The organism is Cryobacterium sp. TMT2-18-2 (genome assembly GCF_004402245.1).
GTDB classification, from domain to species: Bacteria; Actinomycetota; Actinomycetes; order Actinomycetales; family Microbacteriaceae; genus Cryobacterium; species Cryobacterium sandaracinum.
Genome location: NZ_SOFU01000012.1, coordinates 63,723 through 88,949, shown reverse-complemented (window position 1 = coordinate 88,949; position 25,227 = coordinate 63,723). Strand labels below are relative to the sequence as shown.

The 25,227-nt window shown below is 67.1% G+C and carries 22 protein-coding genes; 11 read left to right on the top strand and 11 right to left on the bottom strand.

The genetic code is table 11. The annotated features are described in order from the left end of the window. Positions 1 to 18: 18 nt before the first annotated feature. Positions 19 to 141, bottom strand: a complete 123-nt coding sequence (locus E3O22_RS16550; protein ID WP_255408580.1) for a hypothetical protein — start codon at positions 139 to 141, stop codon at positions 19 to 21. Positions 142 to 278: 137 nt separating this feature from the next. Between E3O22_RS16550 and E3O22_RS04085 the strand changes: the two genes are divergently transcribed. Further along, complete coding sequence (locus E3O22_RS04085) at positions 279 to 1,202, top strand: LysR family transcriptional regulator (RefSeq protein ID WP_134393634.1); 924 nt, start codon at positions 279 to 281, stop codon at positions 1,200 to 1,202. On the opposite strand, the gene E3O22_RS04080 is transcribed toward E3O22_RS04085, so the two are convergent. The 5 genes from E3O22_RS04080 to E3O22_RS04060 form a co-directional block, all read right to left on the bottom strand. Beyond that, positions 1,199 to 2,698 (bottom strand): CoA-acylating methylmalonate-semialdehyde dehydrogenase, encoded by a 1,500-nt coding sequence (locus E3O22_RS04080; protein WP_134393635.1) that lies wholly within the window; start codon positions 2,696 to 2,698, stop codon positions 1,199 to 1,201. The genes E3O22_RS04085 and E3O22_RS04080 overlap by 4 nt on opposite strands. A 56-nt stretch (positions 2,699 to 2,754) precedes the next feature. Beyond that, positions 2,755 to 4,089: an aspartate aminotransferase family protein gene (locus tag E3O22_RS04075; protein WP_241976504.1), complete on the bottom strand. Its 1,335-nt coding sequence runs from the start codon at positions 4,087 to 4,089 to the stop codon at positions 2,755 to 2,757. Between the two features lie 106 nt (positions 4,090 to 4,195). Continuing rightward, on the bottom strand, positions 4,196 to 5,212 hold the full coding sequence (locus tag E3O22_RS04070) for a TIGR03842 family LLM class F420-dependent oxidoreductase (RefSeq protein WP_134393636.1): 1,017 nt from the start codon (positions 5,210 to 5,212) through the stop codon (positions 4,196 to 4,198). Between the two features lie 12 nt (positions 5,213 to 5,224). Beyond that, positions 5,225 to 6,661 (bottom strand): dihydropyrimidinase, encoded by a 1,437-nt coding sequence (gene hydA / locus E3O22_RS04065; RefSeq protein ID WP_134393699.1) that lies wholly within the window; start codon positions 6,659 to 6,661, stop codon positions 5,225 to 5,227. Between the two features lie 10 nt (positions 6,662 to 6,671). After that, entirely contained in the window at positions 6,672 to 7,520 is an 849-nt protein-coding gene (locus tag E3O22_RS04060; protein ID WP_134393637.1) for a nitrilase-related carbon-nitrogen hydrolase, read from the bottom strand. A 472-nt stretch (positions 7,521 to 7,992) separates the two neighbouring features. On the opposite strand from E3O22_RS04060, the gene E3O22_RS04055 reads away from it, so the two are divergent. The 5 genes from E3O22_RS04055 (at position 7,993) to cofD (ending at position 13,152) form a co-directional block, all read left to right on the top strand. Then, on the top strand, positions 7,993 to 8,778 hold the full coding sequence (locus E3O22_RS04055; protein WP_134393638.1) for a (S)-acetoin forming diacetyl reductase: 786 nt from the start codon (positions 7,993 to 7,995) through the stop codon (positions 8,776 to 8,778). Between the two features lie 321 nt (positions 8,779 to 9,099). Further along, positions 9,100 to 10,110 (top strand): putative F420-0 ABC transporter substrate-binding protein, encoded by a 1,011-nt coding sequence (locus tag E3O22_RS04050; RefSeq protein WP_134393639.1) that lies wholly within the window; start codon positions 9,100 to 9,102, stop codon positions 10,108 to 10,110. Between the two features lie 164 nt (positions 10,111 to 10,274). Continuing rightward, positions 10,275 to 11,297, top strand: a complete 1,023-nt coding sequence (locus tag E3O22_RS04045) for a putative F420-0 ABC transporter permease subunit (protein ID WP_134393700.1) — start codon at positions 10,275 to 10,277, stop codon at positions 11,295 to 11,297. Next, entirely contained in the window at positions 11,288 to 12,154 is an 867-nt protein-coding gene (locus E3O22_RS04040; protein WP_134393640.1) for an ABC transporter ATP-binding protein, read from the top strand. The genes E3O22_RS04045 and E3O22_RS04040 overlap by 10 nt, the downstream gene beginning before the upstream one ends. Then, positions 12,151 to 13,152 carry a 2-phospho-L-lactate transferase gene (cofD, locus tag E3O22_RS04035; protein WP_134393641.1) on the top strand — a complete coding sequence of 334 codons (1,002 nt, stop codon included), beginning with the start codon at positions 12,151 to 12,153 and terminating at the stop codon, positions 13,150 to 13,152. The genes E3O22_RS04040 and cofD overlap by 4 nt, the downstream gene beginning before the upstream one ends. A gap of 107 nt (positions 13,153 to 13,259) precedes the next feature. Here the strand turns inward: cofD and cofC are convergent, their stop codons facing one another. Genes cofC through E3O22_RS04020 form a run of 3 tightly spaced genes read right to left on the bottom strand, consistent with a single transcriptional unit; the run spans position 13,260 to position 15,738 of the window. After that, positions 13,260 to 13,913, bottom strand: a complete 654-nt coding sequence (gene cofC / locus E3O22_RS04030; protein ID WP_134393642.1) for a 2-phospho-L-lactate guanylyltransferase — start codon at positions 13,911 to 13,913, stop codon at positions 13,260 to 13,262. Continuing rightward, positions 13,910 to 14,734 (bottom strand): coenzyme F420-0:L-glutamate ligase, encoded by an 825-nt coding sequence (gene cofE / locus E3O22_RS04025; protein ID WP_198410564.1) that lies wholly within the window; start codon positions 14,732 to 14,734, stop codon positions 13,910 to 13,912. Before cofE ends, cofC begins: the two co-directional genes overlap by 4 nt. Positions 14,735 to 14,736: 2 nt before the next feature. Beyond that, on the bottom strand, positions 14,737 to 15,738 hold the full coding sequence (locus E3O22_RS04020; RefSeq protein WP_134393643.1) for a TIGR03557 family F420-dependent LLM class oxidoreductase: 1,002 nt from the start codon (positions 15,736 to 15,738) through the stop codon (positions 14,737 to 14,739). Between the two features lie 151 nt (positions 15,739 to 15,889). On the opposite strand from E3O22_RS04020, the gene E3O22_RS04015 reads away from it, so the two are divergent. From E3O22_RS04015 to E3O22_RS04005, 3 genes are all read left to right on the top strand, one after another. Further along, the gene (locus tag E3O22_RS04015; RefSeq protein WP_134393644.1) at positions 15,890 to 16,726 is read left to right on the top strand and encodes an exodeoxyribonuclease III; all 837 of its coding nucleotides are present in this window, start codon (positions 15,890 to 15,892) and stop codon (positions 16,724 to 16,726) included. Positions 16,727 to 17,447: 721 nt separating this feature from the next. Further along, entirely contained in the window at positions 17,448 to 18,815 is a 1,368-nt protein-coding gene (locus E3O22_RS04010; protein ID WP_134393702.1) for a hemolysin family protein, read from the top strand. Beyond that, complete coding sequence (locus tag E3O22_RS04005; protein ID WP_134393645.1) at positions 18,808 to 19,848, top strand: hemolysin family protein; 1,041 nt, start codon at positions 18,808 to 18,810, stop codon at positions 19,846 to 19,848. Before E3O22_RS04010 ends, E3O22_RS04005 begins: the two co-directional genes overlap by 8 nt. A gap of 73 nt (positions 19,849 to 19,921) precedes the next feature. Here E3O22_RS04005 and E3O22_RS04000 read toward each other — a convergent pair whose 3' ends face one another. Continuing rightward, on the bottom strand, positions 19,922 to 20,608 hold the full coding sequence (locus E3O22_RS04000) for a TetR/AcrR family transcriptional regulator (RefSeq protein WP_198410562.1): 687 nt from the start codon (positions 20,606 to 20,608) through the stop codon (positions 19,922 to 19,924). A 113-nt stretch (positions 20,609 to 20,721) separates the two neighbouring features. On the opposite strand from E3O22_RS04000, the gene E3O22_RS03995 reads away from it, so the two are divergent. After that, the gene (locus E3O22_RS03995) at positions 20,722 to 21,423 is read left to right on the top strand and encodes a DUF4386 domain-containing protein (RefSeq protein ID WP_134393646.1); all 702 of its coding nucleotides are present in this window, start codon (positions 20,722 to 20,724) and stop codon (positions 21,421 to 21,423) included. A gap of 48 nt (positions 21,424 to 21,471) precedes the next feature. Here the strand turns inward: E3O22_RS03995 and E3O22_RS03990 are convergent, their stop codons facing one another. Beyond that, positions 21,472 to 24,006, bottom strand: a complete 2,535-nt coding sequence (locus E3O22_RS03990) for an AMP-binding protein (protein ID WP_166785228.1) — start codon at positions 24,004 to 24,006, stop codon at positions 21,472 to 21,474. A 377-nt stretch (positions 24,007 to 24,383) separates the two neighbouring features. On the opposite strand from E3O22_RS03990, the gene E3O22_RS03985 reads away from it, so the two are divergent. Further along, positions 24,384 to 25,082 (top strand): hypothetical protein, encoded by a 699-nt coding sequence (locus E3O22_RS03985; RefSeq protein WP_134393648.1) that lies wholly within the window; start codon positions 24,384 to 24,386, stop codon positions 25,080 to 25,082. Positions 25,083 to 25,227: the final 145 nt, after the last annotated feature.

Here is a 25,227-nt window from a genome sequence, read left to right as displayed (position 1 = left end):
CCTGAAGCAGGCGTTGCTCTAGAAGATACGAACGAGCTTGCGCTCGGGAACGCGGCGGAATCCGTCCTTGTGCACGTCGACGACGACGGCAACGACGGAGGAGATGACGATGAGAACGAGAACGGCGAGAAGAACAAACACGGTCGTACCTTTCGGGAAATGGGGTTGAGTGTCGGGGAGACGGAGGCACCATTGCACGAGTTCGACGTAGATAGTTCATCATCTTTAACCTTGCAGCACAATCGCATAGTTCTGCACGGAGTGTGTAGCGTTACTACATGGATGTCCAACGACTCGAACTTCTCCGCGAACTGGCCGAACGCCACAGCATCACTGAGGTTGCCCGCGCCACGCACCGTACGCCATCCGCTGTCTCGCAGCAGCTGAAAGTGCTCGAACGCGAGGCCGGCCTGCCGCTCACCGAGCGCAGCGGTCGCGGCCTCATTCTGACGGATGCCGGCCGCGCCCTGGCCCGCAGCGCAACGGATGTCGCGGTCGCCCTCGCCCGCGCCCGAGCGGTCTGGGACGAGTTCCGCAACGACGCCACCGGCGAGGTGAGCCTGGTCACGTTTCCGACCGCGGGCGAGATGCTGCTGCCGGGCGCGGTGAAGGCCATCGCCGCCGTGCCCGGACTCGTCGTCACCTGCACCGATAAGGACCCGGAACTGAGCGACTTCCCCGCGCTCACGGCGGAGTACGACATCGTGCTCGCCTACAGCCTGCGCGGCCAGCTCCCCTGGGGCGGTCGGGGCCTGACGGTGGTCCCGCTGATGACCGAGCCGCTCGACGTCGGGGTGCCGGCCGACCACCGGCTGGCCTCCCGGTCGTGGATCACTCCGGCGGACGTCATCGGCGAGACCTGGATCGGCGCGCCGACCGGCTACCCGTTCGAGCGCATCCTGCACCAGATCGAGCAGAAGGCCGGCAGCCAGATCACCGTCGCCCAGCAGTTCGCCGACCTGCGAGTGATCGAGGCGTTCGTCGTGGCAGGCCTCGGCATCGCCCTGGTGCCCCGGTACACCTGGGGCGGCGACCAGCCGGGCCGGCTCGTGCTCAAGCCGCTGCGCGGGGTGGACGCCGAACGCCAGATCGTGGCGCTGATGCGCCCCGACCGGGCCGAGCGCCTCGCCGTGCGCACCGTTTTGGAGGTGCTCCGCACCGAGGCCGCCCGCGTGCAGGCCAAGCACGCCCTCATCCCCTAGGCGTTCTGTGGGAAGCCCAGGTTGATGCCGCCGTGGCTCGGGTCCAGCCACCGGCTCGTGATGGCCTTCTCCCGGGTGTAGAAGGCGATCCCGGCCGGGCCGTAGGCCTTGGCGTCGCCGAACAGGGAGTCCTTCCAGCCGCCGAACGAGTGGTAGGCCACGGGCACCGGGATCGGCACGTTGATGCCGACCATGCCGACCTGCACCTCGTTCTGGAACCGTCTGGCCGCACCGCCGTCGTTGGTGAAGATGGCCGTGCCGTTGCCGTAGCGGCTGCGGTTGATCAGGTCGAGCCCCTCGGCGTAGCTGGCGACCCGCACGATGGAGAGCACCGGGCCGAAGATCTCGTCGAGGTAGACGTCCGAGTCCGTGCTGACCCTGTCGAAGAGGGTCGGGCCGAGCCAGAATCCGCTCGCGTCACCGTCCACCTCGATGCCGCGGCCGTCCACGACGACCTCGGCTCCGTCGGTCTGGGCGAGGTCGATGTAGGAGGCCACCTTGTCGCGGTGTACCTTCGTGATTAGAGGTCCCATGTCGCATCCGCGCATGCCGTCGCCCACCTTGAGGCCCCTCAGCCGTGCGGTGATCTTCGCGACCAGGTCGTCAGCGACCGGTTCCACGGCCACCACCACGCTGATTGCCATGCAGCGCTCACCGGCCGAGCCGAAGCCGGCGTTGACCGCGGCATCCGCGGCCAGGTCCAGGTCCGCGTCGGGCAGCACGAGCATGTGGTTCTTCGCGCCGCCGAGGGCCTGCACGCGCTTGCCGTGGTGGGCGGCCGTCTCGTAGATGTACTGCGCGATCGGCGTGGAGCCGACGAACGAGATCGCCTGCACGTCGGGGTGCACGAGCAGGGCGTCGACGGCTTCCTTGTCGCCGTGCAGGACGTTGAGCACACCGGCGGGCAGGCCGGCCTCGGTCATCAGGGCAGCCATCCAGTTCGACGCGGACGGGTCTTTCTCGCTCGGCTTGAGCACGACCGTGTTGCCGGCGGCGATGGCGATCGGGAAGAACCAGAGGGGCACCATGGCGGGGAAGTTGAACGGGCTGATGATGCCCACCACGCCGAGCGGCTGGCGCAGCGTGTAGACGTCGACGCCCGTGGACACGTTCTCGGAGTACTCGCCCTTGCTCAGGTGCGGCATGCCGAGCGCGAACTCGACGACCTCGAGGCCGCGCGCGATCTCGCCGAGCGCATCCGAGGTGACCTTGCCGTGTTCGGCGGTGAGGATGTCGGCCAGCTCGCCTTTGCGCGCGTTCAGCAGCTCGCGGAAGTTGAACATCACGCCCTGGCGCTTGGCTTGGGATGTGTCGCGCCAGAGCGGATAGGCGGCGTGGGCGGAGGCGACGGCGGTGTCGACGTCGGTGGCACTGGCCAGGATCACGTTCTTCGCGACGGCGCCGAGGGCGGGGTTGAAGACGGGCGCGGTGCGGGTCGAGGCTCCCCGGAGGGGAGCCCCGTCGACCCAGTGGGTGATGAGGGGCAGTTCGGTCATGGGCGTTCGTCTCTCTTCATTCTCTTCATCGAGTCGGGGTGAGGGTGAGCGGGGCGTCAGCCGAGCAGGTCGAGGCTGAGGACCTCGTCATAGATAGTGAGCGCCTCGGCGACCTCGGCGTCGGTGACGACGCAGGGCGGCACCACGTGGATGCGGTTCTCGGCCAGGAACGGCAGCAGGTTGCGGGCCAGCAGCTCCGATTTGATCCGGCCCATCACGGCGCCGCTGAGCGGCTGGCGGGTCTCCCGGTCGGAGACGAGTTCCATCGCCCAGAACACGCCGACCCCGCGCACCTCTCCGATGATCGGGTGCTTGGCCGCCAGTTCGGCGAGCCCGGGCGCGAGCACGTCGCGCCCGATTCGGGCGGCGTTCTCCACGATGCCCTCGTTCTTCATGGCATCCAGGGCCGCCACGATCGACGCCATCGCCAGCGGATGTCCGCTATAGGTGAGTCCGCCGGGATAGACCGTGGTGTCGAAGTCGTGGGCGATGGGGTCGGAGATGATCACACCGCCGGTGGGCACATAACCGGAGTTGACGCCCTTCGCGAAAGCGATCAGGTCCGGCACCACGTCGAAGCCGTCGAACGCGAACCAGTTGCCGGTGCGGCCGAAGCCGGCCATCACCTCGTCGAGGATCAGCATGATGCCGTACCGGTCGCAGAGGGCCCGCACGCCGGCGAGGTAGCCGGGCGGCGGCACGAGCACGCCGGCGGTGCCGGGGATGGATTCCAGCAGCACGGCCGCGATGCCGGCGGGTCCCTCACTCTGGATCACGTGCTCGAGGTGGCGCAGGGCCCGCTCCGACTCCTGCTCGGGGCTGGTCGCCCAGAACTCGCTGCGGTAGAGGTAGGGGCCGAAGAAGTGCACGTGCCCGCGGGCGAACTCATTCGGGATGCGGCGCCAGTCGCCGGTCGCGACGATGGCCGCGCCCGTGTTGCCGTGGTACGAGCGGTAGGTGGAGAGCACCGTGTCGCGGCCCGTGTGCAGGCGCGCCATGCGGATCGCGTTCTCGATCGCATCCGCCCCGCCGTTGGTGAAGAAGACCTTGTTGAAGCCCTCCGGCGCCCGTTCGACGACGCGCTGAGCAGCCTCGCCGCGGGACAGGGTCGCCGTGGAGGGCGCCACCGTGGTGAGCCGACCGGCCTGCTCGATGATGGCCGCGGTGACGGCCGGATGCTGGTGGCCGATGTTCACGTTGACGAGCTGGCTGGAGAAGTCCAGATAGCTGCGCCCGTCATAATCCCAGACCCGGGAGCCCTGCCCGCCGGCGATCACCAGCGGTTTGAGGGCCCCCTGGGCCGACCAGGAGTGGAAGACGTGCGCCCGGTCAAGGTCGTAGGCGAGCTCGTTGCGGCTGGCCGTGGCGCTCGGGGAAGTGATGTCATTCACGAATATCGGGTTCTTTCTCTCTGCGTTGAGATGGTGAGGTCGTGGATCGCCCACCTTCAGTGTGACCTCGATCGGCTTGAAGTCTGCACCATTCACCTGGATCGGGTCATTTCTTTGCCACGATGGGCTCGGTCATCGCCGGGATCACGGTCTCCCCGTAGACGCGCATCGTTTCTTCCTTGTTGTCGTGTTGCAGGTAGCCGGCGAACTGGTCGACGCCGATGGCGCGCAGGGCCTCGAGCTTCTCGATGTGGTCCTTCGCGGTGCCGAGCAGACAGAACCGGTCGATGATCTCGTCGGGCACGAATTCGGCGTGCGCGTTTCCGGGACGGCCGTGCTCGTTGTAGTCGTAATCCTGCCGGCCAATGATGTAGTCGGTGAGGGCCTTCGGCACAGAAGATTCGGTGCCGTACTTGGCGACGATGTCAGCCACGTGATTGCCGACCATGCCGCCGAACCAGCGGCACTGGTTGCGCATGTGGCCCCAATTGTCGCCGATGTACATGGGCGCGGCCACGCAGAACTTGACCGCCATCGGGTCGCGGCCGGATTTCGCCGCGGCCTCCCGCACGGTCTTGATCATCCACTCGGCCACGTCGAGATCGGCCATCTGCAGGATGAAACCGTCGCCGACCTCGCCCGCGAGTTTGAGCGCGAGGGGCCCGTAGGCCGCCACCCACACATCGAGGGTGGAGCCGCGGCTCCACGGGAACTGCAGGGTCGCGCCGTTGTATTCGACCGACCGGGAGTTCGCGAGTTCCCGGATCACATGCACCGACTCGCGCAGCGTCTTCAGGGTCGTGGGGGTTCCGTTGATGACCCGTACCGCCGAATCCCCGCGGCCGATGCCGCAGATGGTGCGGTTGCCGTACATCTCGTTCAGCGTCGCGTAGGTGGAGGCTGTGACCGTCCAGTCGCGGGTGCCCGGGTTCGTGACCATGGGTCCGACGATGATCCTGTCCGTCTCAGCGAGGATCCGGCTGTAGATGACGTAGGGCTCCTGCCAGAGCAGATGCGAGTCGAACGTCCAGACGTGGCTGAAGCCGTGCGCCTCGGCCAGTTTGGCCAGGTGCACGGTGCGGGCGGATGGGGGGTTGGTCTGCAGCACTGCTCCGAAGTCCATCTGGGGTCCCGCCTAGATCAGGTACTGGCTCAGGCCGCGCTTGACGAACCGGCCGTCACCCGTGGAGCCGAGATAGGAGTTGTCGTCGATGATGACCTTGCCGCGGGACAGAACGGTGTCGACGTGACCGTCGATCTCGTAGCCTTCCCAGGCGGAGTGGTCCATGTTCATGTGGTGGGTCTTGCCATTCCCGTTGACGGGCAGGCCGATCGAGGTGTGGCCGTTCGGGTCGTAGATCACGATGTCGCCGTCGGCGCCCGGCTGGATGACCCCCTTTTTGCCGTACAGCCCGAACATCCGTGCCGGGGTGGTCGCGGTGATCTCCACCCAGCGTTCGAGCGAGATGCGGCCGTTGACGACGCCCTGGTAGAGCAGGTCCAGGCGGTGCTCGACCGAGCCGATGCCGTTCGGGATCTTCGAGAAGTCGCCGAGGCCCAGCTCTTTCTGCCCCTTCATACAGAACGGGCAGTGGTCGGTGGAGACCATCTGGATGTCGTTGGTGCGCAGGCTCTGCCACAGGTGGTCCTGGTGGCCCTCGGCCCGCGAGCGCAGCGGCGTGGAGCAGACCCACTTCGCGCCCTCGAACCCGGGTGCCCCGAGATTCTCCTCGAGCGACAGGTAGAGGTATTGCGGGCAGGTCTCCCCGAACACGTTCTGGCCGTGGTCCCGGGCGGCGGCGATCTGCTCCACGGCCTGCTTGGCGCTCACGTGCACCACGTAGAGCGGCGCCCCGGTGAGGTTCGCGAGCATGATCGCGCGGTGGGTGGCCTCCTCCTCCAGCTGCCAGGCGCGGGCGACGCCGTGGTAGTAGGGGTCGGTCTTGCCCTCTGCGAGCAGCTGCGTGACGAGCACGTCGATGGCCGGGCCGTTCTCGGCGTGCATCATGGTCATCAGCCCGGTCTCGGCGGACTTCTGCATGGCGCGCAGGATCTGCGCGTCATCCGAGTAGAAGACGCCGGGGTAGGCCATGAACAGTTTGAAGCTGGAGATGCCCTCGTCCAGCAGCCCGTCCATCGCCTGCAGCGAGTCCTCGTTGAGGTCGCCGATGATCTGGTGGAAGCCGTAGTCGATGGCGCAGTTGCCGGCCGCCTTCTCGTGCCAGGCCGCCAAACCGTCGAAGACCCGCTGGCCGTAGCTCTGCACCGCGAAGTCGACGATGGTGGTGGTGCCGCCCCAGGCCGCGGCCCGGGTGCCGGTCTCGAAGGTGTCGCTGGCCGCGGTGCCGCCGAACGGCAGCTGCATGTGGGTGTGCGCGTCGACGCCGCCGGGGATCACGTACTTGCCGGTGGCGTCGATCACACGGTCGACGGATGCGGCGAGGTCGTTCCCGAGGAGGGCCGAGCCCGGTGCCAGCACGGCGACGATGATCTCGCCGTCGATGAGGACATCCGCCCGCACCCGGCCGGTCGCGCTGACCACGGTGCCGTTCTGGATCAGGATCGTCACAATGCACCCCTGGCTACGGCCGGGCGATCGGGCCGTAGGAGTCAGGACGGCGGTCCCGGTAGAACTGCCACGAGTTGCGCACCTCTCGGATGACACCCAGGTCGAGGTCGCGGATGACGACCTCCTCGGTGTCGGTGGAGGCCACCTCGCCGACGTAGTTGCCGCGCGGGTCGACGAAGTAGGAGCTTCCGTAGAAGGTGACGGCGTCGGCGCCGAACTCCTCGGTCTCGGTACCGATGCGATTGTTGGCGCCGATGTAGTACTGGTTGGCGACGGCGGCGGCCGGCTGCTCGAGCTCCCAGAGCCGGTTCGAGAGGCCGGGCTTGGTGGCCGAGGGGTTGAAGACGATCTCGGCGCCGTTCAGGCCGAGCACGCGCCAGCCCTCCGGGAAGTGCCGGTCGTAGCAGATGTAGACGCCGATCTTGCCGACCATGGTGTCGAAGACGGGGTAGTCGGCGTTCCCGGGGCGGAAGTAGAACTTCTCCCAGAACTGGGGCAGGTGGGGGATGTGGTGCTTGCGGTACTTGCCGAGGTAGGTGCCGTCGGCGTCGATCACGGCGGCCGCGTTGTAGAGCACCCCGGGCTGCTCCTCCTCGTAGATGGGGAGCACGATCACCATCGTGTGCTCGGCGGCGAGCTTCTGGAACCGCTCCACGAGCGGTCCCGGCACGCTCTGCGCGTAGTCGTAGTACGTGGCGTCCTGCACAATGCCGAAGTAGGGGCCGTGGAACAGCTCCTGGAAGCAGATCACCTGCACTCCCGCTTCGGCGGCGGTGCGCACGAATCCCTCGTGCTTCTGGATCATCGACTCCTGATCGCCCGTCCACTCGGTCTGGGTGATTGCGGCCCGAACTACAGTCATCTTGTCTCCACATTCGCCAGTGACGGAACAACGTCAAGCCGAACGACAGCGTCCGGGCTTGTTATTCTTCGACGCAAACATTTGGTGCTGTTTCTCTGTGTGACCAACGCGTTTATCATCCTGTCGAGTGAATCTGCCGGTGGCAAGGATTCATGCAAACCGTTATCGTCGCGGCCCAGCACGGAGGCACTGGCCGACCGAGTATCACTCGATCGCGCCTACAATGGGGGTAATGCCTCGTCCGCTGCTGGAGTTCTCGGACAACTTCGACACAGAAAACGGGGACGTCTCAGTTCACCCCGAGAGGTTCGCCGTCGGGGCCACTCATCCGCCGCGACGACGCCGGAAATTTTCGGTGCGCGCCGCGCTGCTGGCGCCGTGCGTATCGGATCAGTAAAACTCCTGTCCTGCTTTGACATGACGTCATCGACTCGCCGGCAGGTTGTGAATAATCGAGATTGGAATCCACACCATGGCACGCACAGAAAACGGAAAAGTCGCACTCGTTACCGGTGGTGGACAGGGAATTGGTCAGGCCATTGCTGAGCGGCTCCACGCTGACGGCTTCAAGGTCGCCATCGCCGACCTGAACCGTGCGACCGCAGGCGCAGTTGCAGATTCCCTGGGAGGTAAGGAGGGCGGAGCACTCGCGCTGCACGTCGATGTCTCCGACCGAGACAGCGTGTTTGCCGCGGTCGAGCAGGCTGTCACGGAGCTCGGCGGCTTCGACGTCATCGTCAACAACGCCGGCATCGCCCCCACGTCTCCACTCGATGACATCACCCAGGAAAGCATCGCACAGATATTTTCCATCAACTTCAACGGCGTGGTGTGGGGCATTCAGGCAGCCACCAAGGCGTTCAAAGAGCTCGGCCACGGTGGCAAGATCATCAGCGCTGCGTCCCAGGCCGGTCATGTCGGGAACCCCGGCATCGCGTTGTACTCGGCCACCAAGTTCGCCATTCGTGGCCTGTCCCAGACAGCCGCCAAGGACCTGGCCCAATTCGGCATCACGGTCAACACCTTTGCTCCCGGCATCGTGAAGACGCCCCTCATGGAGGAGCTCGCGAAAAAGGTGGCAGCCGACGCGGGCCAGTCGGAAGAGTGGGGCTGGGATCAGTTCACGAACGGCATCGCCCTCGCCCGCCTGTCCGAAGCGTCCGAGGTCGCGGGGGTCGTTTCGTTCCTGGCTGGCCCCGACTCCGGCTACATCACTGGACAGTCGATTCTGGTCGACGGCGGAATGGTCTTCAACTAAGCGGAGGACGAGACTGACTCACCCCGGCCCGGCGACTGGCCGCATCGAGTATCCGGGGCGCGCCGGACATCCGTCGCCTCATGCCCCGCTCGCCCGGGATGGGCCGCGCCGGAGTTCTGGCCTAGGCTGAAAGAAGACCGCCGGTTGGCTCTGACCGGTTGAGCCGGCCCCGACTTGGGCGGCAGGTCGCCGACACATGCTCGGTCGCACCCTTCCTGCCCCGCAGTTCTCCCTGTGCTCGCCAGAGCGGGTGAATCGTCGCTGTGGCGCGCGCATACCGACGATTCACCAGCTCTCGCAACCCTGAACCGGATCGGTAACATGTCCCAATTACGTTTGTTCCGTGGTCCCCTGCTGGTGGTCGTTGCTGCGGCTGCCCTGCTGTCGAGCGGATGCGCTGCGGCGAGTCCCGCCGCCGCGCCCAGTGCCGCGCCGGGCGCGAGCGCCGGCACGCGTGGGGGCTACCCGATCACGATCGACAACTGCGGCACCGACGTGACCGTGGAAGCCGCACCCGAACGGATCGTGACGATCAAGTCGTCCACGACAGAGCTGCTGCTCGCACTGGACCTCGGCGATCGCATCGTGGGCTCGGCGTTCCTCGACGGCCCGCTGCCGGCATCCCTCGCAAAGGCTGGCGGCGATCTGAACGTGGTCAGCGACTTCGTGCCCGGCCAGGAGGCCGTGCTCGGACTCACGCCCGACTTCGTCTACGGCGGCTGGGAGTCCAACTTCTCAGCCGAGGGCGTGGGCGAACGCCAGAGCCTCACCGACCTCGGCATCGGCAGCTACGTATCCCCCGCCGCCTGCAAGGGTGAGGGCTACATGCCTGACCCTCTCACTTTCGACTCCGTGTTCGCCGAGATCACCGAGGCCGGCGCGATCTTCGGCGCCGAAAAGGCCGCGGCCGACCTGGTCGCCGACCAGCAGAAGACCCTCGCGGCCCTTGACCCCGCCGCCGCGGACACCACCGCGCTCTGGTATTCCAGCGGCACCGACACGCCCTACGTGGGCGCCGGCATCGGCTCACCCAACATGATCATGGCGGCCGCAGGCCTGACCAATGTGTTCGCCGACGTGCAGGACACCTGGACCTCGGTCGGGTGGGAGTCGGTCATCGAGGCGAACCCGGGCGTGATCGTGCTCGTCGACGCCATATGGAACACCGCGGAGTCGAAGATCGCGAACCTCGAGACGAACCCGGCCACGCAGCAACTCGACGCCGTGAAGAACCAGCGCTACATCGTGCTGCCGTTCGCGGCCACCGAGGCCGGCATCCGCAACGTCGACGCCGCCGCGTCAACCATCGAACAGCTCGACGCGCTCGAGTAGACGACGGCCGGCTAGCGACCGGCGCCAGAGCAGGACGCACGACGCACGACGCACGACAGGACAGCACCACCAGGACAGACACGACGGAACAGGCGAGGCAGGTGGATCGGGTGGATCGGGTGGAGCTGCAGCAGCCGGAACGCACGGCGGCCCAGAGCCGTCGCGTGGCCGGGCGCGCGCGCTACCTGGGCTGGCTCGCCCTGTCGGTCCTGGCCCTCGTGCTCACGGCGGGGCTGGCCGTGACCATCGGTCCGGCCGACGTGAGCCTGACGGATGTCGCCGCGAGCCTCGCCCGGCACCTCGGCCTGCCGGGCGCCGCCGGGGTGGCGCCGCTGACCGACTCGATCGTGTGGCAGCTGCGCCTGCCGCGCGTGCTGACGGCGGCCGCGGTCGGCGCGGGGCTCGCGCTCTGCGGCGCGGTGATGCAGTCGGTGACTCGCAACCCGCTGGCGGACCCCTACCTGCTCGGGCTGTCGAGCGGGGCCTCTCTCGGCGCGGTCTGTGTGATCGTTCTCGGCGTCGCGGTGGCGCTGCCGGCCGCGGCGTTCCTCGGCGCGTTGGCAGCCCTCGTCGCCACGCTCAGCATCGCGCGGGTCGGCAATACGATCACGCCCGGGCGGGCGGTGCTCTCGGGCCTGGCCATTGCGCAACTGGGTGCGGCCGGCACGTCCTTCATCATCTTCTGGGCAGCCAAGGGCGACTCCTACCGGGAGATCCTCAACTGGCTGCTGGGCTCGCTGGCCGGCAGCTCGTGGTCGAGCGTCGTCATCTCGGGCACCGCCCTCGTGGTGGTCGGCGCCGGGATCGTGCTCTCGGCCACCCGTCTGGACGCATTCACCTTCGGGGACATCGCCGCGGCATCCCTCGGCATCAACGTCAACGGCACCCGGTGGATGCTGCTCGGCGCGGTGGCGCTGCTGACCGGCGCCATGGTGGCCGTGAGCGGGGCCATCGGCTTCGTCGGCCTGATCCTGCCGCACCTGGTGCGCGGCCTGAGCGGGCCCGGCCACCGCCGCCTGCTGCCGCTGACCGTGGTGCTCGGCGCCCTGTTCCTGATCGTGGCCGACACGGTCGCCCGCACGGTGTTCGACCCGCGCGAGCTGCCCGTGGGCATCATCACCGCGCTGATCGGCGTGCCCGTCTTCATCGTGCTGATCAAGAGCAGAAGGGCCGCAGCATGGTCGTGATCCTCGACCGGGTGTCGTTCCAGGTCGACGGCACCCCGATTCTGACCGATGTGTCGGCGGTCGTGCCCACGGGCGCGGTGACCGGCCTGCTCGGACCCAACGGGGCCGGCAAGTCCACCCTGTTGCGCCTGATCGCAGGGCTGGAGACGCCGGATGCCGGCGGCGTCGAACTCGACGGAGCGCGCTCCGGCAGAGGGTCCGGTCTGTCGCGGCGCGAGACCGCCCGGCGGGTGGCGCTGCTCGAGCAGAACGCCGCGCCCAGCGTCGACCTCACGGTGCGCGAGGTCGTGCTCCTCGGCCGGATCCCGCACCGCAGCCGGGTGCTCGGCAGCTTCGGCGACGACGACGACCACCGGGTGGCCGAGGAATCACTCGCCGTGGTCGGCGGCAGCGACCTCGCCGATCGGGCGTGGCATACGCTCAGCGGCGGCGAGCAGCAGCGCGCGCAGATCGCCCGAGCGTTGGCGCAGCGGCCGAGTCTGCTGCTGCTGGACGAGCCGAACAACCACCTCGATGTGAGCGCCCAGCTCGGACTGCTCGGGCAGGTGCGCGGGCTCTGCGCGGGCGCGGCCGGCACGGGCCTGACCGCGATCATGGCCCTGCACGACCTGAATCTGGCCGCCGCGTTCTGCGACCAGATCCTGCTGCTGCACCACGGGCGACTGGTCGCGGCCGGAACCCCCAAGGCGGTGTTGCGGCCGGCGACCATCGCGGAGGTCTACGGCGTGGACTGCGACGTGATCCCCCATCCGCGCGGCGGGCATCCGGTGATCGTGTTCTCTCCATCCACGCCGATTCCGGCCTTCCCGCCTCCCCGTGAACCCGAAGTCACCCAGCACGAAAGAGCGCACCGATGACGACCATCACTGTTCTGGCCGGCGGCATCGGCGGCGCCCGGTTCACCCGCGGGCTGCTGAAGCACCTGGCGGCAACCGAGCCGGAGGCGACGGTGACGGTGATCGTGAACACGGGCGATGACATGTGGCTGGACGGGCTGCGCATCTGCCCAGACCTCGACACCGTGATGTACACCCTCGGCGGAGGCATCAACGAGGAACAGGGCTGGGGGCGGCCCGAGGAGTCCCGCCGCGCCTCCGCTGAGATCGCCGCCTACGGGCGTGGCTGGTCCTGGTTCACGCTCGGCGACCTGGATCTGGCCACCCACATCGTGCGCAGCGACCTGCTCCGGAACGGCTCCACGCTGAGCGAGGCCACCGAGTTCCTCTGCCGCCGCTGGCAGCCCGGGGCGCGCCTGCTGCCGATGAGCGACATCCCCGTCGAGACACATGCCCGACTGGCTATGGATGCCGATGAGCACCGGGCCGGCGAGCTGATCCACTTCGAGGAGTGGTGGGTGCGCTATCGCGCCGGCGTCCCGGTGACCGAGTTCGTGCAGGTCGGACGTGAGGCCGCCGTGCCCGCGCCGGGCGTCGTCGACGCCATCCTGACGGCCGACCTGGTGATCCTGCCGCCGTCGAACCCGGTCGTCTCGGTCGGTACGATCCTCGCCGTACCGGGTATCCGGGACGCCCTGCGTTCCAGCGCCGCCGCGGTGGTCGGCGTCTCGCCGATCATCGCGGGCGCGGCCGTGCGCGGCATGGCCGACGCCTGCCTGCACACCATCGGCGTCGAGACTTCGGCCGAGGCCGTGGGCCTGCACTACGGCTCCCGCGCCGCGGGCGGCGTGCTCGACGGGTGGCTGGTGGACGAGACGGATGCCGGTGCGCTGCCGGCGCTGGCGGCCGCCGGCATCTATTCGGTCGCCGTGCCGCTCTGGATGCGGGATGCCGCGACAACCATGCGGCTAGCGGCGGACGCGGTCGCCCTCGCTCGCGGCACCTTCTCCTTCGTCTGAGCGGCAGTGGGCGGACACGTAGCCTCGAAGATTTTCGTGACACGCCGTTCGCGGCGCCCGCTCACCCGGCGTTGTGCGAAAAATCTCCGACTGTAGCGACGCGCCGATCAGCGGGCGGCGGCCGACCCCGGGGCCTCGACGACCCGGAGGGTGTGCGGCCCGACGCCGAGCCGCTGCGCCACCGCAAGGTCGGCGGCGGTATCGACGTCGTGACGGATTGAAACGGATGCCGCCAGCAGGAGCGGCACATGGCCGGCGGCCTCATGGGCCGCCCGAGACCCAACCCCGAACCGAGGCTCGATCAGGATTCCGGCGAGCGCGAGCAGAGTCGTGGTTCCGGTTCCGGCCGCGTCGGGCACCAAACTGCGATCGTGCGCGGCGGCGAGGTGCAGAGTGCGCTCGACATCCGCGGGCGTCAGCGCCGGCAGATCGCCGGTCAGCACGGCCAGGTTCGCCTCCGGAAATGCCCCGCGGGCAACCATCAGCCCCTGCCGGATTGCCGCGTTCAACGGGTCCGCGGGCAGGATCGATTCGCGCGCCGGGGCCTCGCGCACGATGTCGACCCCGAGCTCGGCCAGCCGACCCGACAGTTCACCGTCGCCCGTGACGACCAGCACCCGGTCGACACCATTCGCCGCCAGCAGGGCCGCGACGGTGTCGAGAGCGAAGGCATCCGCCAGCCCGGCCCGATCGGGCCGCTTGCCCAGCCGGCTCTTCGCCCCGGGGTTGCCCTTGACGGGCACGATCGCCACCCAGCTCATTCGGTGACGGACACGACGGATGCCGCGTCGACGGCGGCAGCGGCCAGCCCCGCCGCGTACCCTTCCGAGAAACCCTCGGCGTGCGCCTCGGCGCTCCCCAGCCGGAACATGTCGTTCTCGCTCGGCCGCAGCAGCCGGGTCGCTCCGCGCGCATCCGCTTCGTCGGGCTCGCCCACGAGGCGACGGAGCCCGCGCACGACAGCGACCGGGTTGCCGCTGGTCTTGCCCTTCACCAAATCGGCCGCGCCGGCGATCTCATCGGCGACCGCGGCGACGGTCACGTCGAGGCGCCGACCGGTCGCATCGGTCGTGCCGCGCAGGTCGTCGAGAACCGTGACTCCGGCGGCGCCGATCGCGATGTCGGTCTGGCCCTCACGCCACGGGCGCCCGACGGTGTCGGTGATCAGCACGCCGAGCCGCAGGCTGGTGCGTTCGTGGAGGGCTGTGCAGAGGGCGCGCGCGGAAGCATCCGGATCGACGGGAAGGAGCAGCACGAACCCGTCGGGGGTGTTGCTCGCGTCGACGCCGGCCGCGGCCATCACCAGGCCCTGGCGGTTCTCGACGATCCGCGTCATCCCGCCGGGAAAGGCGCGGGTCGCGACGACCCGCACCGTCTCGTCGGTGATCGCCTGCTCCCGATCGGCCGCCCGCATCTGGCGGCCCTCGGCCTTTGACACGATCTTGCTTGTCACCGCGAGAATGTCGCCGTCGCGCAGGCGGTTGCCTGCCGCGTCGGCGATGAGCGCAGCGAGGTCTGCGCCGGCCTCGACCTCACCGATGCCCTCCAGCACGAAAACGTGCAGGCCGGTTGGTTCTGGCACCACTAGCGCACGAGCTTCGGCAGCACGGATGCGCCGAAAACGTCGATCCACTGGCGCTGGTTGCGGCCCACGTTGTGCAGATAGATGCGGTCGAAGCCGAGGTCGACGAACTTCTGGATGTAGGCCCGGTGGTCGTCGGGGTCGGCCGAGATGATCATGCGGCCCTCGAAGTCCTCGGGGCGAACGAGTTTGGCGATCTGCTCGAATTCGAACGGTGAACGGATATCCCCCTTCGGGAACTTCATCCCACCGTTCGGCCACTCGATCAGGGCGTTCCGCATGGCCTCCTCGTCGGTTTCGGCCCAGCTCATGTGCAGCTGCAGCACCTTGGGCATAGCGGCCGGGTCCTTGCCGCCATCCCGGGCGCCGTCGTCGAACTTGCCGAACAGCATCGAGATCTTTTCCAGCGGGGCTCCGACCGTGATCAGGCCGTCGGCGTGACGCCCGGCGCGCTTGGCCGTGACCGGGCCGGCGGTGGCGACGAGAATCTCCGGGGCCACCTCGGGCATGGTCCAGAGCCGGGTCGACTCGAGCTTGTAGAACTGGCCGGAGTGCTTGACGTCCTTGCCTGCGATGGAGGCGGTGAACAGCTTGGAGATGATCTCAATGGCCTCGAACATGCGGTTGATGCGCTCGGGGGCTTCCGGCCAATACTGGCCGACGATGTGCTCGTTCAGTGCTTCGCCGGAGCCGAGGCCGAGCCAGTGCCGGCCGGGGTACATCGAGGCGAGCGTCGCGGAGGCCTGCGCCACCATCGCCGGATGCCACCGGAAGGTGGGCGCGGTGACGCCGGGGCCGAGGTCCCCCTTCGTGCGCTCACCGATCGCCGCGAGCACGCTCCAGACGAACGAGGACTCACCCTGGGCGGGCACCCACGGTTGGAAGTGGTCGGCCGCCATCACCCCGGTGAACCCGTGTTCCTCGGCGTAGGCCGACAGGGCCACCGCCTCCGCGGGAGCGAACTGCTCCAGCATCGCCGCGTAGCCGATCTGCAAATCCGTCATGGGTACCGCCCTGTCTTTCGTTGTGGTTCGATCCTGTCACTCCCGGCTCCGAGAACTCCCCTCCCCACCCGGAAACGCCCGAGCGGCATCCGTCAGGGGGCATCCGTCAGGGGGCATCCGTCACCGGGCATCCGTCAAATAGGCTGGAAGCATGCGCATCGCCACTTGGAACGTCAACTCCATCCGTGCCCGAGTCGGCCGGGTCGTCGACTGGATGGTGCGCGAAGACATCGACGTGCTCGCGATGCAGGAGATCAAGTGCAAGCCCGAGCAGTTCCCGGCGCAGGCGTTCGAGGACGCCGGCTACGAGCTGGCCGTCCACGGCCTCAGCCAGTGGAACGGCGTCGCGTTCGCCAGTCGCCACGAGATGACGGATGTCGCCACCGGCTTCCCCGGCATGCCCGGCTTTCTGAAGGGCCAGGAGGGTCCCGGCCTCCCGCTCGAGGCCCGGGCGCTCGGCGTCACGGTGGAGGACCTGAGGTTGTGGAGCCTGTACGTTCCGAACGGACGCGGCATCGACGACCCGCACTTCGCCTACAAGCTGGACTGGCTGGAGCGCCTGCGCGCGCACGCCCGGGACGAACTGGCTCGCGACCCGCACCTGGCCCTCGCACTGATGGGCGACTGGAACGTGGCCCCGTTCGAGCGTGACATGGGTGACCCGAGCTTCGTTCCCGGCGAATCCACTCACATCTCCGAGCCCGAGCGAACCGCGTTCCGCGCGTTCGAGGCAGAGGGCATCCTCGATGTGGTGCGCCCGCTGGCTCCGGAGGGTTACACCTTCTGGGATTACAAACAGCTGCGGTTCCCCCGCAACGAGGGCATGCGGATCGACTTCATCCTCGGCTCCCCTGCGTTCGCGGAACTGGTGACCGCGGCGAGCATCCACCGCAATGAGCGCAAGGGTGATGCGCCGAGCGACCACGTTCCCGTGGTCGTGGAGCTGGCCCTCGAGGGCGAGGACGACGACCGCCCGATGATCTTCTAACCGGCGCACCGAGCCGGAAACGTGCCGGCGACGGCGCGGGCGAGCGCGGCGGCGATACTCGCACAATGCCTTCCGTACCCCGGGGGGGCGCCACAGGATCGCCACACGCGCGCCCAGCGACCTCCGGCACCGTCTCCCGCCGCATCGAGCCGACCGCACCGAGTGGCCTCGGTTCATCGACGGCGGAACGAGGCGCAGGGCCTCGGACTCAGCTCGGCCGGCCTTCCCTCGCTTTGTGCTCCGGAGCCGTGTTCGGCTTCGAGCGATCGATGTCGTGCTCGGCCATCGGCCGGCCGGCCGCTAGATCGGGGCAAGCAGCGCCGCGACGGCCACCACCGCGAACAGCTCCACGTTCGCGCCCCGAACCCGCCTCGTGCAGGCGCTCCCCGTGCAACGCCATACCGAACGCCCGGAGCAGCCGCAGCCGGCACGGTTTCAGCCATCGGAGCGTGAAAGGACACCCGGTTGATGGCCAGCCCGGCGCCAACGCCGATGGTGCCGCGGAGCTCGGCGAGATAACCTACGAAGATCACGAATCGGATGATGGAGAAGCCGACCAGAACACCGCCTATTCGACGAGCTTGGGGCGGCCGGAACCGACAGTTTCCCAGCCACAACCGGGCACCGCCCGATAGTCTTGCTCTCCTCATGGACCCCGATAAACCCTCGCCCATCCAGCCACACCTCGACATCCTGCGCCCGAATCTGAGGGGGCCACATGCTGTTTGAGTGGGCGATGGTGGGGGTCGGGCTTCTCCTCACCGTCGGAACGGGCATCTTCGTCGCCGCCGAATTCTCCCTGGTCACCCTGAACCGCAACGAGCTCGAGGCCCGGCAGGAACGCGGCGAGAAACGCCTCGGCCCGACCATCAGGGCCCTGAAGATCACCTCCACGCACCTGTCCAGCGCGCAGCTCGGCATCACGCTGACCACCCTGCTGACCGGGTTCACCTTCGAGCCCGCCATCAGCTCGCTGTTGACCGGGCCGCTCACGGGCGCCGGCGTGCCCGAAGGACTCGTGCCGCTGCTCGGCACCATCACCGCCATTTCGCTGGCCACCCTGTTCTCCATGGTGATCGGCGAGCTCGTGCCGAAGAACTTCGCCCTGGCCGTGCCGCTGGCCACGGCAAAGATCGTGGTGCCCCCGCAGGCCCTGTTCACCGCCGTGTTCAAGCCCGTCATCCTGCTGTTCAACAACACCGCCAACGCTCTGATCCGCCTGGTCGGCATCGAGCCGAAAGAGGAACTCTCGGGTGCCCGAAGCGCCGAAGAACTCAGCTTCCTCGTGCGCCGGTCGGCGACGGAAGGCGTGCTCGACAACGACCACGCAGCCATGCTGCACCGCACCCTGCGCTTTGCCGACCACACGGTCGACGACGTCATGACGCCCCGGGTACGGATGTCCTCGGTCAAGGTCACAGACTCTGCCGAGAGCATCCTGGCCCTGTCCACGGCCACCGGCTACTCCCGCTTCCCCGTGATCGACAGGGATTCCGACGACATCGTCGGGGTGCTCCACGTCAAGGCGGCCTTCGCCGTCGAGCTGACGCAACGCGACCGGGTCACCGCCGACGAGCTGAAGGTGGAGGCACTGCGTGTGCCCGAGTCGATGGCCGTCGACACGCTCCTGGGCCTGCTGCGCAGGCAGGGCTTCCAGATCGCGGTCGTCGCGGACGAATACGGCGGAACGGCGGGCATCGTCACTCTCGAGGACCTCGTCGAAGAACTTGTGGGCGAGCTGGAAGACGAGCATGACCGGGCGAAAGCCGGCGTCATACGTTCGGGGCGTTCCGTGGTGTTCGACGCCGGCTGGCGGCCGGACGAGCTGTTCGATCGTACGGGCGTCACGGTGCCCGAGGACGGCGACTACGAGACCGTCGCGGGCTTCATCGCCGATCAGCTCGACCGCATTCCCGAACTCGGCGACGAGGTCCCCGTCGACGGGGGCATCCTGCGGATCGACCGAGTCGATGGCGTGCAGGTTCAGCGCGTGCGCTACACCCCGGAAGACCCCGAGCACGATCCGAGCCTGGCCACCAGACACGACCGCATCGTCACGCGAATCCAGAAGGACCTGGCCCATGAGTGAGTACTGGCCGGGCCTGATCTGGCTCGTCGTGTTGTTGACCGTCAACGCGTTCTTCGTGGGCGCCGAGTTCGCCGTGATCTCGGCCCGCCGGTCCCAGATCGAGCCGCTCGCCGCCCGCGGCAACAAGGCGGCGAAGACCACCCTCTGGGCGATGGAACACGCGACCCTGATGCTGGCGACCAGCCAGTTGGGCATCACCGTGTGTTCGCTGCTGATCCTGAACGTGTCCGAGCCGGCCATCCACGGCCTGTTGGAGTACCCGCTGGCCCTGACCGGACTCTCTGAGGGCGCGATCAGCGTGATCGCCTTCGCTATCGCACTCGCGCTCGTGACGTTCCTGCACGTGGTGTTCGGCGAGATGGTGCCCAAGAACATCTCCTTCTCCGTGCCCGACCGCGCCGCGCTCATCCTGGCGCCGCCGCTCGTCCTCGTCGCCCGCATCTTCAGCCCGGTGATCGTCAGCCTGAACTGGCTGGCGAACGGCATGCTGCGCCTGTTCAAGGTGCAGCCGAAGAATGAGGCGACCAGCGCGTTCACCCTCGACGAGGTGGCCGGCATCGTGGAGCAGTCCACCCGAGAGGGCCTGCTGACGGATGCTTCGGGCACCCTCTCCGCCGCGTTCGAGTTCACCTTGAAGCGAGTCTCCGACGTGGAGGTGCCGATCGGCGCAATAGTCTGCCTGCCGGCATCCGCGTCACCCGCCGACATCCAGCAGGCCGTCGCCCAGCACGGCTACTCCCGGTACATCCTCACTGACGTCGACGGGCAGCCCACGGGCTACCTGCATCTGAAAGACGTGATGGACCTCACCTCCGGGAGCACGTTCACGGAGCCGGTGCCGGCCAAACGCATCCGTCGCCTGGCCTCCGTGTTCCGGGGCAGCGAGCTCGAAGATGCCCTGGCGTCGATGCGGCGCCTCGGCGCGCATGTCGCCACATCGTTCGACGCTGACGGAGTCGCCACGGGCGTTCTGTTCCTCGAGGACATCATCGAGGAGCTCGTCGGCCAGGTCGATGACGCCACCACCGTGTAGGTGACGGCCGGGGCGCGGATGCCGCGTGGAATGTCGATGGGTGCCCGTCACGTGTGTCTGATGACGCCCTCATTCATTCACAGGCCGAGTCGGTGTCTCGCAGAGTCTCGAGTCCGTCGAGTATGAGGTCGAGCCCGACCAGGAATTCATCTCCATAGGAGTATCCGGGCTTCAAGACGTGGTCGGCCGTGAGCTCAGCCAGGTACGGGTACTCGCTTGTGGGCAGCTGCGCCAGCATGATCGCGGCCATCGCTGCCGTCTCGTCCGGCGTGGTGAAGGGCAGGCTCTTCTCCTGCATCGCGAACCCGTAGATATAGCTGTCGACAGCGGAGAACGCGTGGGCCGTCTTCTCAACCGAGAAACCGCCGTTGCGGAAGGTTCCGATCACCCGGTCGTGGTGGCGGAGGGTGCCCGGTCCCGGGTTCGTTCCGGAGTCACGAACGGTCGTAGCCCAGGCATGACGGGCGAGGACATCCCGGAATGAGATCGAGCGCTTTCGGATTGCCGGCTTCCACTCATCGCTGTGTGACGGCAATTCGATCTCGCCGAAGATCGCATCGGCCATGGCGTTGATGAGGTCATCCTTGTTGGCCACGTGGTTATAGATCGACATGGCCTTCACGTTCAGATCCTCGCCCAGACGCCGCATCGTGAGGGCTTCAAGCCCCTCCGTGTCGGCAAGGCGAACGGCGGTGGCGATCACCCGCTCGCGGTTCAAACGAGCTCGAGGTGCGGGTGCTGCTTCACGTGCTGCTGCCAAGTCTCTCTCCTGCACTCATATTCGTTGACAAACCTTACCACGTACATATATTTTACTTACATAATAAACATACGTCGTAAGTTCTAGCCACAGATACAGTAAGGATACGAGCCATGACCACTCACCTCCACCCCGCCCCCAGCGCCACGGCGCCGGCTGCCACCCTCAACCCCTTCCGCTGGTCACAGCGGACCGGAGCGCTCGTAACGGGCACCGCCCTCACGGCCATGGTGTTCCTCTCGATCTTTGGTTATTTCATCGCCGTCAACAGCCTCGTGACCGCCGGTGATGCGGAAAAGACGACCGATGCCATTTCCGCCTCGCCGGCGCTGTGGCTCGCCGGGATCGGCGCGCTGTGTGTCGTCGTCGTGCTGGACGTCGTCGCCGCCGCCGGCACCTACGCGCTCTTCAAGCCCGTCAGCAGTGTCGTCTCCGCTGGTGCCGGGTTGATCAGAATCGCTTTCGCCGGGTGGTTCATGGTCGCCCTCAGCCGGCTCGTGGTCGCCTTCACCAACCTCGACACCCCGGAAGCCGCGCTGGCCGACATCGAGTCGTTCTCGTCGATCTGGACCACCGCCCTGGGCCTGTTCGGGGTGCATCTCCTCCTGATCGCCTACCTGTCGATCCGCTCGGGCTTCATGCCGAAGGTCTTTGGAATCCTGATCGGTCTCGCCGGCATCGGTTACATTGCCGACCTCATCGGCCTGGTGGTGGCACCCGCCTTCACCCCGACCTTCGGCCTGTTCGGCTTCGTGGGCGAGACCGCCATGATCTTCTGGCTGCTCATCGGGGGACGGCGTCTCCCGCGTTCCTAACCGCACCCGACCTCACCCCGAACTATGCCCCACTCATCCAGCCCAACCTCACCGCCGGCGACCGGCCGACGTTCTTGTCGCGAATACATTGGCCACAAGCGTGCGGGTTGCGACCGCGGGATGACGGGTCCACCAAGCGCTCAGTGCGGAATATCCTCGCCAGGCGAGGATACCCACCGCGAAGGAGGCAAGGGTGGCGAGCAGCGGTACGTCGTCCCCGAAAAGCGGGAAGACCTGCCAATGGACGAGATATACGAACAACGATGCCGAGGCCGTGACGCTCAGCACCGACACCAGAATCCGCGGGACGGGGACGGCCGGAATCCAGAGGAGAAGAAGCAGTCCCGCAATCGTGATCGCCTCGCGGGCCGGGTCGCCGAAGAAGCCCGGAACGGAGAGCACGACGAGCGCAGAGCTCAGCACCCGCCGAGTGACGTCCGTGGAACGCGCGATGAGCCAGCCGAGAGCGATGAGCCAGAGCACGAACGGCAGCGAATAACGTTCGGTCGGCCCTGCCTCGACCCCTCCGGTCAGCAGCAGACGAAGCAGAAGCGCCCCCGCAAAGAAGGACGCCGCGAAGACGAAGGGGTATCGGCGCTCGATCCGGTCGAGCTGGGGCACGCAGAAGAGAAGCGCAAGGCCAAGGATCGTCCACACGACGGATTCCAGGAACCAGTACTGCCATTGCACCGTCCAGCGTTCGTCGCCGCCGAGCAGGTTGTGCAGCATGAAGACCGTCGCGGGTTCGTACATCCCTCCGATCAGGGCAACTCCACCGATCCACAGCACGGCCGGGACGAAGATCTGGACGGCGCTGCGCAGAAGCTTCCCGAGCCGTACCGGCCGAGGTATATCGGCGAACTGGAATCGGGCCAGGTTATAGCCCAGGATTCCGAGCAGCAGGTGAGCACCGCCCTGCATCTGGAAGAGGTTGGCGTGCGTCCCCGTGATGAGCGCGATGGCGATAGCCCGCAGCACTACGGATGTCTCCATGCGCGCCAGCGACCGTCGGGGTCGCGCCCCGGACGGTGCGGTTCGGCGGCTCGCCAACTCCCGGGCCGATTTCGCGGGCCAGTCCCTGGGGAGCGTGCCGAGCATCTGCTCGAGCCGCACCGAGACCTCGACGTAGCTGAGCGAGTCGCCGTGCAGCGCGACGAAGCTGTCGTCCAGGACCGCGTCCGGACGGTCAAGGAGGGTTGAGTAGAGCGCCCGAATATTTTCCGCCGTTACGGTCCCTCTGCGATCCACCAGCGGGACTTCTCGCTCGAGGTCCGCCGCCTCCCGAAGCAGGCTCGCGGTGTCCGGCTTGCCGCTGGACGTCAGGGGGAACTCCTCGACAAGGTGCACCCGGACGATGTGATCGGGCAAGCCAAGCGCCTCCGCGACGATCGGCGCGACGAGCCCGAGGGCCCACCGCTCTCGCACGAAAACCACAAGGCGTTCCTCAAGGTTCACCGCCCTCGCTTCGACACCGTCGTCGTCAAGGAGCCGTTCGACCCGGTCGAGGTCGATCCGCAGGCCGTATATCTTGACGAAGCGACTGCTCCGCCCGACGATTTCGAAGAGTCCGTCGTCGTGCTGGCGGGCTAGATCGCCGGTGCGCAGATCCCCCACTGTCGGTCCAGCGGCGAGTTCCTCCGGGCTCTCCGCGTATCCCATCATGACGTTCGGCCCGGTGTACACGAGGTTACCGACCGAGTGCTCGTCGGCGTCGTCGATGCGGAACTGCCCGCCCGGTATCGGGATTCCGATGGATTCAGGCCGGGTCGCCGCCAACTCCGGCGGCAGGTAGGCCATCCGTGCGGTCGCCTCTGTCTGTCCGTACATGACGACGAAGTCGAATCCACGTTCTTGCCCCAGCCGGGCGTAATCGCGCACCCGGTCGGGGCCGAGCCGGCCGCCGGCCTGAGTGATGTAGCGCAGGCTCGAATGTTGGCGCCCAGCGAATCCGGTCGAATCGAGAAGGTCGAAGGTGTAGGGAACGCCGGCGAAGGAGGTGGCCCCTGCCGCGTCGAACTCGTTCCAGAATGCAGACTCGACCACAGAACGCTCGGTGAGGAGCAGGCTCGCCCCGGAGATCAGGTGGCTGTTCACGACTGAGAGGCCGTAGCAGTAGTGCATCGGCAGGGTTGTGGCCGCCCGGTCCTGCTCGGTCAGGGCGAGGTAGTCGGCGATGCTTCTCGCGTTGCTGCGCACATTCTCGCGTGACAGCCGAACGAGTTTCGGCGATCCTGTCGAGCCCGAGGTGCTGAGCAGCAGTGCCAGCTCAGGGTGCAACGTGTGCCGGCTTCCCTCGCGTCGCTCATCCAGACGCCATTCGCCGCCGACGGGCGCCAAAACCACGTCGGGGTCGTAACGCTCAAGGAGCCCGTTCCTGTTCCGCTCCTGGCTCGGCTCGTCCCCGTCGCCTGCGACGAGGAGAACTGGATGCCCCGCCGCGAGCGCGGCGAGATAAGTCACCAGGGGCTCCAGGGCGTTCGCGCACGACACCATGACGAGTCGGCGGCGGTCTCCCAATAATTCACGCCGGTCACGGACAAGTTCGTCCAGTTCGGCGTAGTTTATGGTTCCATTCGCGGTCACGAGGGCAGTCGCGGACGGATCGCCGGAGAGGAGTCGGAGGGCCTCAAAACCGCCCACCGGGTCGCGTCGGGTGCTCCTCAGTGGTTCTACCGCGCATATCCTTGCGGGCGGGAATGCATCGTATGTTTTGTCGGTGCGCACGGCTGTCTCTGGTCGAAGTTTGCCCCCGCAGTCACACTGAGGCAAGGCTAACCTTAGTTCACGAACCCTGTGGATGGACCGGCAAACCTGCGACGAGGAAGTCGTCTCTCCGAGACCGAATCGGATGACCGACACGCACCCGGCCTTGTCTACATGACCAAACCTCATTACTGTCCGCTCCGAACCACCAATGATCAACGGGAATTCCTCGTTGACCGCTGACCAAGGAGTAAATCGTGAAACGACATTCCATCGGGATTCTCGGAGTTTCGACTGTTGCGTTGTTCGCCGCAGCCGTACTCGGATCCGGAGCAGCTCAAGCGCAGACCACGCAATCCGAACGCACCCCCAAAACGGTGACGTTGACCGCGAACCTCACGGAACTCAACGGATCCGGGGCATCCGGAACTGCAACCGCGACAGTTCGCAACCAGAAGATCAAGCACATTGAAGTGCACGCCTCCGGGCTGATGCCAGATGCCCCGCACGCTCAGCACATTCACTACGGCAACCAGGCGATGCAAGAGTGCCCCACCATCGCTCTGGACAGCAACGGTGATGGTCGCCTGAACACCGTGGAAGGGATTCCCGCCTACGGACCGGTCGTCGTCTCACTGACGACGACAGGGGACACCTCACCGGCCAGCTTGCTGGACGTCACCCGGTTCCCGGTGTCTGAGGGCGGCAGCTACCACTACAGCCGCGACAATCTCCACATCACCAAGGTGGGGGGAACCGGATACCCCGGCCCCAGCGGAACAGGAACGGCGAAAGAGATCGCTGATTCCATCCGCGAGGGCGAAGGCGTCGTCGTGATCCATGGCGTCGACTACAACGGCAACGGCGAGTATGACTTCAGCCGAGGTGCAAGCGAACTCGACCCGAACCTGCCGGCAGAAGCAACGGATCCGGCCGCCTGCGGCATCCTGGGATAGACAGCACCCTCAGCACGACTCTGGGTTGAAAGAGCCTATGGCCCATCCTGCCGGATGGGCCATAGGCATACCGAAATCACCGTCGCGGGGAGAGGTGGTCGTGATGTACGCGTTCATGGTGTTCCTCGTATTTTTCGGCCACGCG